The 13,858-nt window shown below is 43.5% G+C and carries 10 protein-coding genes; 2 read left to right on the top strand and 8 right to left on the bottom strand.

The features are described from left to right. Positions 1-7: 7 nt before the first annotated feature. From ACED46_RS10590 to ACED46_RS10565, 6 genes are all read right to left on the bottom strand, one after another. Positions 8-1,726 carry an autotransporter assembly complex family protein gene (locus ACED46_RS10590; protein WP_371721414.1) on the bottom strand — a complete coding sequence of 573 codons (1,719 nt, stop codon included), beginning with the start codon at positions 1,724-1,726 and terminating at the stop codon, positions 8-10. Positions 1,727-1,940: 214 nt separating this feature from the next. After that, positions 1,941-3,230: a DEAD/DEAH box helicase gene (locus ACED46_RS10585; protein ID WP_371721413.1), complete on the bottom strand. Its 1,290-nt coding sequence runs from the start codon at positions 3,228-3,230 to the stop codon at positions 1,941-1,943. Between the two features lie 203 nt (positions 3,231-3,433). Further along, a complete protein-coding gene (locus ACED46_RS10580; RefSeq protein WP_136978574.1) occupies positions 3,434-4,174 on the bottom strand; it encodes a DUF1223 domain-containing protein in 741 nt (246 codons plus the stop codon). Between the two features lie 173 nt (positions 4,175-4,347). After that, entirely contained in the window at positions 4,348-4,536 is a 189-nt protein-coding gene (locus ACED46_RS10575; protein ID WP_017059812.1) for a hypothetical protein, read from the bottom strand. A gap of 313 nt (positions 4,537-4,849) precedes the next feature. After that, positions 4,850-5,851, bottom strand: coding sequence for a TerC/Alx family metal homeostasis membrane protein (locus ACED46_RS10570; RefSeq protein ID WP_371721412.1), 1,002 nt, complete (start codon positions 5,849-5,851; stop codon positions 4,850-4,852). Between the two features lie 574 nt (positions 5,852-6,425). Then, positions 6,426-8,165: a bifunctional UDP-sugar hydrolase/5'-nucleotidase gene (locus ACED46_RS10565; RefSeq protein ID WP_371721411.1), complete on the bottom strand. Its 1,740-nt coding sequence runs from the start codon at positions 8,163-8,165 to the stop codon at positions 6,426-6,428. A 238-nt stretch (positions 8,166-8,403) separates the two neighbouring features. Here ACED46_RS10565 and ACED46_RS10560 point away from each other — a divergent pair, with 238 nt between their 5' ends. After that, positions 8,404-10,155 (top strand): ATP-dependent endonuclease, encoded by a 1,752-nt coding sequence (locus ACED46_RS10560; RefSeq protein WP_017059816.1) that lies wholly within the window; start codon positions 8,404-8,406, stop codon positions 10,153-10,155. A gap of 171 nt (positions 10,156-10,326) precedes the next feature. Here ACED46_RS10560 and ACED46_RS10555 read toward each other — a convergent pair whose 3' ends face one another. Together ACED46_RS10555 and ACED46_RS10550 are read right to left on the bottom strand one after the other, a co-directional pair. Continuing rightward, the gene (locus tag ACED46_RS10555; protein WP_017059817.1) at positions 10,327-10,821 is read right to left on the bottom strand and encodes a DUF1097 domain-containing protein; all 495 of its coding nucleotides are present in this window, start codon (positions 10,819-10,821) and stop codon (positions 10,327-10,329) included. 204 nt (positions 10,822-11,025) lie between these two features. Then, complete coding sequence (locus ACED46_RS10550) at positions 11,026-11,931, bottom strand: LysR substrate-binding domain-containing protein (protein ID WP_017064628.1); 906 nt, start codon at positions 11,929-11,931, stop codon at positions 11,026-11,028. 273 nt (positions 11,932-12,204) lie between these two features. Here ACED46_RS10550 and focA point away from each other — a divergent pair, with 273 nt between their 5' ends. Next, entirely contained in the window at positions 12,205-13,656 is a 1,452-nt protein-coding gene (focA, locus tag ACED46_RS10545) for a formate transporter FocA (protein ID WP_371721410.1), read from the top strand. The last annotated feature ends 202 nt before the right edge of the window (positions 13,657-13,858 follow it).

Here is a 13,858-nt window from a genome sequence, read left to right as displayed (position 1 = left end):
ACAAAAATCAGAATTGAGTACCAAAGGAAAAATGAATACGAAATTCGTCGCCTTCAGGCGCATCTAAGCCGTAAGCAAAATCGAGCTTAACTGGCATTAACTGTGAGTTCCAAATCAAACTCACGCCCGTCCCACGCTTCCAATCCGCTTGTTGATCAAATGCATCACCCACATCAAGAAATGCGCCCAACCAAATTGAACGATAGACTTGATGCTGATATTCGAGCCCAGCAGTTAACATATAACGTGCCCCCGTTAGTTCACCATTCTCGTCTCTAGGGGAGATAGATTCGTAACCATAACCTCGCAAGTTTCCATCGCCACCAGCAAAATACCGCAGTGACGACGGCACATCAGATAATGATTTGGCAATGTTGATGCCTACGTTGGAGCGGAAATGGAGCTTCTGCCTGTCACTAATATCCCATGAAAGGACACTGTTTCCTTCCAACCGCAACAGCCTTGAGTCAGAGAACAGACTAGGGTCAGAATACTCGACAGAATAGATGTGTCGATGATTGAGCTCCAACTGATCATTTTTACGATCAACCTGAGAAAAACTGATGCCAGGTAACAGCAATTGCGATTGCTCTTCCTCAGACGCCTGACGGTACTGTTCGTGCAAGTATTTGACATAAATGGTGCTTTGCCAATCATTGTCTAATTGCCAGTAACGTTCGAACTTAAGATCGTTTGTAAAGCTATTGGTGTCTCGATGATCAATTCGTTTCGATTCAAACTGAATACCAAAGTAATCCGTTGTGACTTTCTCTGTGGGGATTTTGTACCCCAACTGAAGTGATTGCTCCTGTTCAGACAAATATGTCTGTGTTTCAAAGCTGTGGCCTCTCCGGTTATACCAAGGCTTTGACCAACTGAGAGAGGCGCGTAAACCGAGATCAGTAGAATAGCCGCCACCGACCTGCACGATATTTCGAGAACTTGGCTCGGCAATGATTTCAATTGGAACTTCTAGGTTGTAATCAAGTTTGTCAAAGTCACCATGTACGATGACACTTCGAAACCATTGAGTGTCTGACAAATCAGATTGCAGTTCACCTAACTTGATGGTGTCAAAGTCATCACCTTTTTTAAAGGTGGGTATTTTCTCGATACGAGTAGGGTCAACCCCATCATCAGGAATACTTATAGAACCGAACTTGTAGCGTGGACCACTTGCAAAATACAAGTGTATATTCGCGATGTTCTCGCTAGGAATAACTTCAATCTTTGACTCGATAAACCTGCCGTCAAAATAACCTTTCCGCTTTGCTAAAGAGAAAATCGCACGCTTAGTTTGGTCATATTCTTGGTGAGACAAAGTTAAACCTGAGCCTAACTTGCTTTGATTGAGTATATTGATGAACTCCGCATCTAGGCTAGCTTCACCTGTTATTTTTACTATCGATTCTGCGATGCGCATGACAGGACCAGAATCGATGTTAATGATCACGTTATCAGAATCATTGAGGTCGATATCGAGCTGTGGGTGATAATAACCATAAGGGTTGAGTGCATCTTGAATACGTTTAGATAGCTTCGTTTTCGATAGCTGTGATGCAGGAACATCGGCTAAAGGTTCTAAATATAATTCTACATTTTCGGTGAGAGTTTTATTAACCCCTTTAACCTCAAATTCAGCAGCACTAGAAGAGTGTTGGGTAAACAGGAAAAATGAAGTGGCCAGCACTAATTGTTTAATCGAGGTCTTCACGCGGTTACCCAATTGCTCAAAACCCGAACAGGTTATGAGCAAAGCGTTAAATCGCCGAATCTCTTATGGAGGACGCTATCCTTCGAACGGCTTATCGGGTTGCTTAACACTGCAACAGTCGTTTATTAACGACTCAAATCCCAGCCCTACAGACACAAAAAAGGCGCAATTAAGCACCTTTTGAATGTCTATTACTTATTGATTTATATGGCTTGCTGACTCAAGATCAGTTGTTGTTCAGCCACACATCTTGGTTTTTTGGAGCTTTCTTCTTCTTTTTCTTCTTGCCAGTACCGGCCGGTGGCGCAACAGGTTTTAGTGCTGCGATCAGTTCAGCTGTCGCTTCTTCATCCACTTCAAAGCCTTCAATTTGCTCACGCTCAAGACGAATCTTGTTCTTCTTCTCGATGATTTTGAAGTGGTGGTAATCTTCGTGATCGATCAGAGATAACGCAAGACCAACTTCACCTGCACGACCACTTCGGCCGATACGGTGCATGTAGTCTGACGGGCTACGCGGTAAGTCAAAGTTGATTACCACTGGAAGCTTCTCAATATCCAGACCACGTGCCGCGATGTCTGTCGCGATCAGAACGTCAATCTCGCCAGATTTGAAATCTTCTAGGATACGAGTACGTGAACCTTGCCCTTTATCGCCGTGGAATACTTCTGCGATGATACCGCGCTTGTAAAGCTTGTCTGCTAGGTGCTCACAGCTGTTCTTCGCATTAACGAAGATCAGAGCTTGGCGCCATTCATGTTGTTGAATTAGGTGTGCGAGTAACGCTGTCTTGCGACCTTTTTCTACTTCGAATACACGTTGAACCAGTGTGCTCGCATTGGCACTTTGAAGTTGAACTTCAATTGGATCGCTTAGAAGTTCGCGAGTCAGCGTTTTAACTTGCTCTGGGAAAGTTGCAGAGAACAACAAGGTTTGTTTTTTGCTCGGCAAGAGCTTCAAGATTGCATCAAGTTCTTCGGTAAAACCTAGGCTTAGCATTCGGTCAGCTTCATCAAGCACTAACGTTTTCACTTTATCTAGTTTGATAGCGTTGCTCGAAATAAGGTCAAGCAGACGACCCGGTGTTGCCACCAATATATCAGTGCCGCCACGTAGCGCCTGCATTTGAGTGTTTACCGATACACCACCAAACACACAAACCGTTTTAATCGCGCCATTGAAATGCACAGCGTAAGATTTAACGCTGTCAGCCACTTGCTTAGCAAGTTCACGAGTAGGAACCAAGATAAGGCCAGAAACAAAGTTACCTTTGCCTGAACGACGGTCCAGAGGGGCATCTTCATGAATCTTTTGTAACAGTGGAAGTGCAAATGCTGCGGTTTTACCTGAACCGGTATTTGCGCCTGCAATTAAATCGCGTCCTGCTAACACACTTGGAATCACTTGCGCTTGGATAGGCGTTGGCTGTTGATATTCAAGCTCGGTAAGACGAGCTATCAAAGGAGAGATTAAGCCAAGATCAGAGAAGTTGGTTGGTGCTGTGGTGTTAGTCATTAATTGCAGGAACTCAAAGCTAAAATAATAGCGCGCTATACTAACGTATTTCCGCTGTATTACGTAACTAAATCGCCCCTTTCCAGCCTGTAACTTCAATTTAGACCAACTAAAACGGGACGAAGGCGACACAGTACCGGTTTGGTGTCGCCCCAATTGCTAACTTGATAATTGAAGGACAATTGGCGTTGAGCACCGTGAGTTTAATTCAACCACCCTGCTACCGTCTGTTCAGGTGCGTACGAATTAGGTGCGGTTAACCAGACAGCTACGGCATCGGGCGAAGCGACTAGCGGATCAAAGTCCACATTGAATTGCCACTCAGATTCACCACGTTGGTAGCCATCGTACACTACGACAAAATCATGCTCTAACTTCTTACCTCTGTTTTCACCAGCTTTTACACTTGTGACTTCGTTCATCGCCAATAGAGCGATATGTGCCACATAATCACCTTTGCCTTCGTAACTTACGCTGAACGTATCGCCTTTATGGTTGACCGTTAGCTTGGGGTTATTTTGTTGTTTAAGAGAAGGTAACGTTCTGTCTAACCAGTTAAAGTAACCGCGCCACTCTTTTCCATCGACAACAAAGCCGGGTGTGTAAACCCCACTTGTTACTCCATAAGCTTTGTACAAGCGTTGCTTCTGACTAAACGCCTTACTCGCGAACTTGTCGCCCCAACCTAAGTAATCCCAATAATCGACGTGATAGGCAAGCGGAATAACTTGTGTCCAAAGTTTTGGATGGTCTTCAAAAGTACTGAGGTACTGATCAGCAGGTGGACAACTTGAACAACCTTCAGAGGTGAAGAGCTCGATAACCTGTGCGGGCTGGCCTTCATTACTCCAGGTTTGTGCAAGCGACACTGAGGAATAGAAGCCGATCGGTAAGGCAAATAAACAAAGTTTAATCAATGATGAATTGCGTTTGGCGTGTGACATACCGAGATCCTTGTACAAAGCGAATTGAATGGCGCTCAAATACAGACCGTTATGCCTAGGTTTTTCTTTCAGGTGCTTAGTTTAAAGAGATTGAGTTTATTTCAGATACAAAAACGCCAGCTTTAGAGGCTGGCGTTTTCTTAAAATTCTATATTTACATGTTAACGCTGAGATTAACGGTTAATACCGATATCGCGTTGCATGTGACCAGATAGGTCGCTTGCGTAGTAACTACGTGGAGAGTTGTCTACGAAAAGAATATCGAAAATGTGTGCAATCAATCCTTTGAAGTTAACCGAGTAGGTTTTCTTATCCATAGAGTTAGGAACAGCGATAGTATTCATTTGTACTGCTTGAGCCATGATTGCCTCTCTATAAATTTATTAATGTGTTTCGTTCTGATGACAAGAATAATAGGTGATCTTTTGCAGGTTAAAAAATGACTAAAATTAGATTTTGGGATTAGCTTTTCTAATAAAACAAACCATTAACAATGCCACAAAATAGATATGCAGATTATGTGAGTACAAATTCAATATAGTGTTTAAATCATGCATTTAGTACAAATACCCCGCAAACAACAGTGGCCAATGTCACAGAAAATTTACATAAATTAATTTTCCACTTCATCAGCCACGTGTTCATTATCGACTTTTCGATAAGTTATATTTGTTTTTAATTTACTTGTTCAATGCCTGGCTTCTTCGCATAAACCGACGCTATAACCGCAATCGTCATCGTAGAAACCAATACCGCCAATGACCAGTAAGTTGGGATAGCCCACTCGCTATCAACCAGAAGCATTTTCACACCAATGAACACCATGATGAATGAAAGCGCGGGTTTCAAATAGATGAACTTGTCCATCATACCTTGCAGTACAAAATACAACGAGCGAAGACCAAGTAACGCAAACACGTTAGCCGCAAGTACCAAGAACGGTTCTTGTGTTACCGCAAAGATCGCAGGGATAGAGTCTAATGCAAACATCACGTCCATGACTGCGATCGCACCGATGACCAACATCATTGGAGTGAATGCCCATTTAGCACCCTGTTTAACCATTAATGCAGGGCCATGGAAGTCCTCTGTTACCGGTATCACTTTACGAAGTAGCTTTTCAGGCAGAGTATTCACACTCTCCTCTTCGCCCTTGTCTAATGCCAGCTTAATACCTGTACCAATCAAGAACGCAGCGAACACGTAAAGCACCCAGTGATATTCCGCCAATAGCTGTGCGCCTAGTGCGATCATAATTGCACGAAGCACCAATGCACCAATTACGCCCCAAAGAAGCGCACGAGGTCTTAGATGCTCAGGAACTTGGTATTGAGCAAAGATCATCGCAAAAACAAACAAGTTGTCTACGCTAAGGGATTTTTCTAACAAGTAACCCGTAATGAATGACACGGTTGCTTTTTGCGCTGTGTAGTCACTGTTCGGCGCATAAATGTCCCAAAATAGGTAAATCGAGCCAGCAAACAAAAACGCAAGTACAAACCAGAAAACACTCCAGATTGCCGCTTTCTTGATAGTAACGTTACCGCCACGAGTCTGATAGATATCAATAGAGACGAGAATAACCGTTAGCAGGAAAAAGCCCGCATAAGTCGTCATGATTGGCGATGAAAAAAAGGATTCACTATTGGTAGATAATAGAGATTGAGTTGAGTTCATTATTCCTCCGGGCGGAAGAACTGTACAAAGACCTTCCGCAAACAAAGCATATCAAGCTCCATTACGGATCTTGACTGTGATTGCGTTGGTCTCGTTGAAGTGAAATATGGGATTTCACTTTTACATACCGGATAGACTCTTGGCCTAACGAGATGACGATATGTAAACTTGCGCTAACTACTCCCCAAACGCGTGGATAATAATCCTCTGGTTGTGTTTCGTCTATATAAATTTGCACGGAAAAAGCAAAAAAGGAGCAAACGCTCCTTTCTGATTGATGCCACTTTGTCAAATAAACACGCGAATTGATTCTAAGAATAAATTCGCAAGTCAAACACACTATTGCACTGCGTAATGAAGTTGCAAAAAGAGCAATTTACAGCCCTGCGGCAGGTATTAAATACACTAACGCTGACCAAACTGATACCCAACCGACAACCGCTACCGCATCTAACCAATCTTTCTTATCCATGCATATCTCCACAAGAAGGCGACCTGCAGAGATAAAGCATAAACAATGCCAATTTTATAAATAACCCAAAGTAATAGTGTTAAATATCAGTATCAGCTTTAGTTATCTAAAACACTCCATACAATTCAACGGTTCATTGAGTTGAAGCGACTCTGGGTGGTCTTGCAGAAACTCGATGAAGCAGTCTGCCATAGAGTCAGTGGTGACCGTGCCATCACCGATCATATCCAACACAGCGTTATAGCCCTCTTTGCCTTTCATTGTATAGGCTGACGACGCGCCCCGGTAAATACGGTTGCGAGAAACAGCTTGCCAACCTGAATCATCAGAGTGAATTTCTAGATGGTGAATCCTGTGTCCTATAGGCGCTTCTTTGTGGTAACAAAACCTCAAATTATGTGTATAAGGAAAGCTACCTGAACCTGTGCCCACGACACCATTATCAATCGCGTTATTGATTGCACCTTCAAGCATGCCAGCGATCGTTTCACCTTTTACTTCATACACACCAATAGGTACGGCAAACGGTAGTAGTTTTCCGGCAATATCGGCAACAGAGACATCGCCGCTGTTCAGTGAATTTCTTACACCACCGGCGTTGTGAATGGCAAAGTCAACCTGATGCCCTTTCTTGTTCATTAGATGGTGAAATGATTGAGCAACCAAGGGGGCTAGTTGACTCGGGCCTTTAGCATCTGGAATACGTACATGGCGAAGTTTAGTGTCTGCATGAGCAATCACTTGTTGCTGAAGCCTTCGAACTCGCGGCTGGTATTTATCCGTCAGAATGCTCTGCAGCTCAGGAGCTTTCTTACACACTGCAATATTAGGGTGATTGTTTAAAAACTCACACGCCATATCGTGGGCATCGTCTTGCCCTACTTCACTCAGTTTCGCGTCTATAAAGAGTCGACGGCCTAATAACAGTTCGTTTTTACCATTGAAGTGCGTCACTTTGCCTTGAGAATCGAACTCGATTTCGCAGTGTCCTAAGCTCATGGCGTGGAAACCCGCTTGCACAACATAGGTATCGCCAATTTTCACACCGTATTCATCATCTTTAACTAAGCCGATATCAGAGAAATCACCTTGTAAGCGATGACTATGACCACCAACGATGACACCAATACCTGTTACGTTGGCTGCTAACTCTAAATCAGCTTCGTAACCAAGATGGCTAAGTAACACAATCTTGTTGATACCTGCTTGATGGATTTGCTCAATGGTCGCTTTTGCTGTTTCCAAAGCATTTTCAAACGGTGTATCGATATCTGGGTTAGCGATGCCTGCCATCTTGTCGATGCTTAAGCCGAATATTGCGATCTTCTCGCCATCAAACTCTTTCGTTATAAAAGAAGCACTTCGTGTTTCAGGCCGATAAGGCTTAACAATGTCGTTGTCCGCTAGCGTATGAGTTTTATTGATATCCTCATTCGATAGATTCCAGTTACCGGCCAACAGCGGGAATTTGATTCTTTTCGCGAAAATCGCAACGGGCTCATTACCCATGTCTAACTCGTGATTACCGAGCGTCATGGCATCTATATTAAGGGCATTCAACAAATCGGCATTGGCTTTTCCCTTGAATAAGGAAAAGTACAACGTGCCTTGGAAGCAGTCACCAGCGTGCAAGAACAAGGTTCCAACCTTCTGACGCTGGGCATCTTGTTCTATTTGTTTGAAGCGTGTTGAAATTCGAGCAAAGCCACCAGCACTGACATAAGGTTCAATGATGTGGTTGTTCATTTTAAGTGATAGCTGTAACGAGGTTGGTTCAAAGTATGAGTGGGTGTCGTTGATGTGTGCCAACACTATTTTTGTCGGCTTATTCTTTTTAGTCATATTTTCTTCTCTCTTTGTCCCTTCATACTAGGTCGAGAATCATGACAGAATCGTGAATTTTATGAAACTGCACTGCAAAAAAATACTCGAGATAGATCAAAAATCTCATTTTGCACCGTATTAATAAACAACGGGTTTTGTGACAGGTGAGCATACCGGATTTGGATTTTTCGATTATGATTAAAGATATCTGTTAGCTTTCAAATAATTAGCAGAGCCTTCCGTTAGGAGTAAGCCTATGCAACTAGAAAGAATCGAGATTTCTGGCTTTCGAGGTATCAAGCGCATGTCACTCGCGTTTGACGAGCTAACCACGCTTATTGGTGAAAATACTTGGGGTAAGTCTTCATTATTGGATGCCCTTTCCGTCATTCTGCCCTCAGACGGTGTGCCATATCACTTTGAAATGACCGATTTTCATGTCGATTACTCTGTTTCACACCCGCAGTCTCAACATCTTCAAATTGTTCTCGCTTTAAAAGCTAACGATAAGAGCGAACTTAACGCAGGTCGTTATCGCAAACTCAAACCTATTTGGGTTCAAGATGAATTTGGCGTATTTCGCATCTACTATCGCATCAGCGCGACGTTAGAACAGTATGAGACAACAACACACTATGCATTTCTTGGTTTGGACGGTAATCCGCTCAAGCTTCATCATTCAGAAAAGCTTGCTCAAGAATTAATGACCTTACATCCCGTTATCCGTTTGCGTGATGCAAGGCACTTTGATCGTCCTTTCAACGGCAAGTCCCTTAACCACAATGCTCACCTGCCGACTAATGTTCACGCAACTAATGCAAATTCAAACGGGAACGGGAACCATCACACGAGCAATGGCACAACAAATGGAAACGGCGCCAATAACGGTAATGGTCGACAAGCAAGAATAGAAAAACGAATAGACAACACCTGCCGCCGTCTTATGGCGATACCCGGACATGTTAATAAAGGTGAAATGCGCAGTAGCCTAGAGTCGATGCAAAGTTTGATTGAGCACTATTTTTCTTTCAAAAGTACTTCTCGTCGTAACCCTAGAAAACAGCGAGACGGATTGCTTTATTCTGCGGGTACCAATGATCAGAGTATTCATCAACTCGTCGAAGAGACCAAGAACAAACAAACTCGCTTATTATTCATGGGGTTACTTAACGCTTATCTACAAGCTAAAGGGCCAAACGACTTAAGGCGATGTGCGCGCCCTCTGTTGATCCTTGAAGATCCAGAAGGTCGATTGCACCCAACACACTTGGCAAGGGCTTGGAGCTTGATGCAGAAATTGCCCATGCAGAAAATCCTGACCACCAACAGTGGCGACCTACTTGCGGCGGTCCCACTTCAATCGATTCGTCGCTTGGTTCGTCAGTCAGACAAAACCATCGCCAATCAACTCAACATGAACCATTTCAGTAAGGATGAACTTCGACGAATTGGTTTTCATATCCGCTTCCACCGCTCTGGGGCACTATTTGCTCGCTGTTGGCTATTAGTAGAAGGTGAAACCGAGGTTTGGTTGTTCAATGAACTTGCCAACCAATGTGGCTATAACCTAGCAGCAGAAGGTGTGCAGATTATTGAGTTCGCCCAATCAGGACTTAAGGCACTGATTAAGGTCGCGCAAGAGTTTGGCATCGATTGGCATGTGGTAACTGACGGCGATGCGGCGGGTAAAAAATACGCAGCAACGGTGCTATCGAAGCTTGGTAATGATCAGGAAAGACATCGACTCACGGAACTGCCAGATAAAGATATCGAGCATTACCTATATATGAATGGATTTGAGAGCTTTTTCCGTGACATGGTTAAGATTCCATACGATCACCCTATCCCTCCAAAGAAAGTGGTTGCCAAGGTATTGAAGAAACATGCAAAACCCGACCTTGCACTCGCCATTGTTTCTCATTGCGAGAATCAAGGACAAGAATGCATTCCGCTTTTATTAAGGTGGACATTAAAACGCGTGATCACCATGGCGAATGGAAATACCTAAACATAATTTGTTTTATAGATGCTATCAGTTGCTCTACTGATGAAATATTTAGCTAGTCGCCTCAACCAAAAAAGGCACACCAAACGGTGTGCCTGTATAAATCGATATACAAATTAATTGGGGGTTATCTTGCAAGAGTTCACAGTGACTAACTAAGGTTAGGTTAACGAATTAAGCCTTTGCCTGTTTAGCGTGTTGTTCAACAACTTCCGAAGATTGAGTCGATTTCTCGTGAAGCCATAGCCCCGTTGCTTTCATCAAGTATCCAAATACACCACCAAGCAGTAAAGATGGCACTACAAGTTGCCAATCACCACCTGCAGCAAACGTCGCACAGCAACCAATGAAGGTGCCTGGGATATAACCTAGCCACGCTTGTTTCGCTTGAATACACATAAAGAATGCCACAATAGCAGTAATCATGTAGCCTAAAATCTCTAACCCTGCGAAGGTTGAGCTTTCGATAATCACCATTGCCCAGAATACGCCAGTCATGTTGGTCAATAAGCTACCTGCTAGTCCTTTAACGCCGCCTGTTGGCGAAGCAAAGTAACTGGTGCAACCTAAGAAACCTGCCCATGACAATAAGCCGAAAGAGATAGCAATCCATCCCCATAGACCTGACAAAATACCTGTTGTTAATGAAATCGCGACTAATGTACTCATACTATTTCTAAAGCCTAATTACGTAATTGAACGCAACCGGATTTAGCCTCACTTAAAATCAAGTAAGCATACTATGGGAAGATAGCCCTTATTTAGCCGATCACGATCACGTTAATAATGTATGCAGATGTGTATTTATCACTAGATAGAGACCGAAATCGCTTATTCAACATATTTGGTTATCAGTATTTTATCAATTTATCGTTACAGAACCGATGGCTTGCCTTTCATCATGCGCTTACCTTCTCGCTTAATACACTCAGCAAGTGGGTTCTCAGACATATCTGCACGCCAAATAAAGGACAAGGTTCTTTCCATTTCAAGCTCAGGGACATTTAATGTGACCAGTTGACCAGACTCAACAAACTGTTCGACATCGAGATAAGGTAAACACGTTAAATATGGGCCGTTTGCAACCAAACTTCTTAAAACAGGAACGTGTTCATACTCTCGCCAAACATCAAGATCACCAATTAAATGGTGAATAGAGCTATCAAAAACTTTGCGAGTACCCGAACCATGTTCACGTAATACCCATTTTGCTTGTTCTAATTGCGCCAAGCTTACTCGTTCACGCTTCGCAAACGGGTGATGAGCCGATGCAACCACCGTTAAATGGTCCGTACACCACACTTCTTGGTGAACTCGGTTGTCATCACAACGACCTTCGATAACACCCAAGTCATATTGATAATCTAATACGCCATCAATAACCGCATCGGTACTTTGTACGCCGAGCGAGATTCGCATCTCAGGAAAGTCGTTATCAATAATACTGATGAGGTCAGGAACTAGGTGTTCCGCTGGTGTTTGGCTTGCACCGAGTTTGAGCTCTCCACTTAGTAAGTGCTGCTCATAAAAACCCATCTCAATTTGCTGCGCATCTTGCAGTAAACGCTTCGCTTTAGGCCTTAGCCACATTCCCCAATGAGTAAGAGCCATTTGCTTGCCCTGCCTTTCAAACAAAGGCCTGCCGAGCATTTTTTCCAACTGTGCAAGAGACATACTTGTCGCCGACTGAGTCAACGCCAATTTGTCTGCTGCCTGACTAACGCTCCCGGAGTCTGCTACTGCATCAAATACCGCGAGTTGCTTTAATGAATAACGCAAAATTCATCCTTAATGCTTTTAATTATTTGTGTCCTGATGCTCGTTTTTTATAAAGCCAATGAGCAATCAATTTCATTCTACGCGTAACCAAATCTATATCAATAAATTTGATGTGGTTTCTAAAAATTATCAATTTTACCTCTACCCCTCAACGCCCTAATCTGGAATGGCAGGACACAACGAGCCCTGCAAAACATTACTGATTAACCATTACGGATTAACCAGGTCATTAACACTAGGAATTACACATGACGGATTGTTCAAGGGGGGGATATGGCAACCAGCACTTCTGAAAATCATCAACTGTTCTCACCAACAGAAATGATGGCGGAAGCAGAGAAGTTTGCATTAAGTAAAGCAAATAAAACCAGCAGCATGACATTGAGTTTGGCAATCATGGCTGGCGCATTCATCGGGCTTGCTTTTTTATTCTACATCACGGTAACCACGGGCAGCGCTGATGCTGGATGGGGACTGAGTCGCTTAGCCGGCGGTCTTGCCTTCAGTATGGGTTTGATCTTGATTGTGATTTGCGGTGGTGAGCTATTTACCAGCTCAGTGTTATCAAGCATCTCATGGGCTAACAAGCAAATCACCTTCACGAAGATGCTGTCTATCTGGGGCAAGGTGTATGTCGGCAACTTTATCGGTGCCATGTTCCTATTGGCTTTGGTAAGCGCAGCAGGCTTGTATCAACTGGATGGCGGGCAATGGGGCTTAAACGCTTTAAACATTGCTCAACACAAGCTACACCACACCCCAGTTCAAGCGTTTGCTTTGGGTGTGCTTTGTAACTTGTTGGTGTGTTTAGCGATTTGGTTAACGTTCAGCTCTGCTAACGCAATGACCAAAGCAATGATGACCGTGTTACCCGTTGCAATGTTCGTAAGCTCAGGCTTTGAACACTGTGTGGCGAATATGTTCATGGTTCCGCTAGGCATCACGATTCAAGCATTCGCACCAGAAAGCTTCTGGATGCAAATCGGCGCAACACCAGCCCAGTATGCAGACCTAAACGTCATGCAATTTGTCACCGCAAACTTAATACCAGTGACAATCGGCAACATCGTAGGTGGTTCAGTATTGGTCGGCTTAGCCAACTGGAGCATCTACCGTCGCCCACAACTTAAAGCAGCAAAAATTACCGCTATTACACAAACAACAGAAATTACGTCAGTTAAGGAAATTACTATGAACACAGCAACTACTATCAAGCAAATCATGAACACTCAATCAATTACACTGAGCGTAGAAATGCCAACATCAGTCGCGATTGATACACTTTTAGACGCGCAACTTGTTAGCGCTCCTGTTTGCGATGTTGAAGGTCGTCTAGTGGGTATCTTCTCTGTTCATGACGTAATGGTTGACCTTTGGTGCCAAGATTACATCCCAACTAAAGGCCAAAAAGTTGTAGACCTAATGAGCCGTGACGTTGTGGCAATCGACGCAAACGACAAGCTAGTGGACGTTGCTGAGTTCCTATGCATCGACAAAGAGCAACTGTACCCGACGACAAGCATGGGCTTCGCTACTCGCCTGACATCTCTTTCTCTAGAAGAGCGTGCAAAAGCGATGAAAGTAAGCCAACCACATATGCTTCCAGTGTTAGAAAACGGCGTAATGGTAGGTGTGTTGACTCGCATTGAAGTGATGCAAGCACTACGTCCAATCTACGGTGACCGACTAAACGTGGTTCCACAAGCTGAACTAGAAACGGCTTAACTAATCTTAAGTTGAACTATTAGGGATTAGTAGTTCAATTAGATAACTCAGTCATGGCAACGTTGACTGGCTAGAGGTAAACGGTGGCTTTTAACGTACTAAACGGTTTGACACAAAACAGACCTAAACGCGTTGCCATTTATCTCAATAAAAAAGGCGCAAAGTGAAAACTTTGCGCCTTTCTCTATTCTAACTGTTGCTT

Origin of the sequence: Vibrio sp. 1S139, assembly GCF_041439475.1 — a bacterium.
GTDB lineage: Bacteria > Pseudomonadota > Gammaproteobacteria > Enterobacterales > Vibrionaceae > Vibrio > Vibrio crassostreae_C.
The sequence above is the reverse complement of the archived record's forward strand: the minus strand, read 5'-3'. Positions and strand labels throughout refer to the sequence as shown.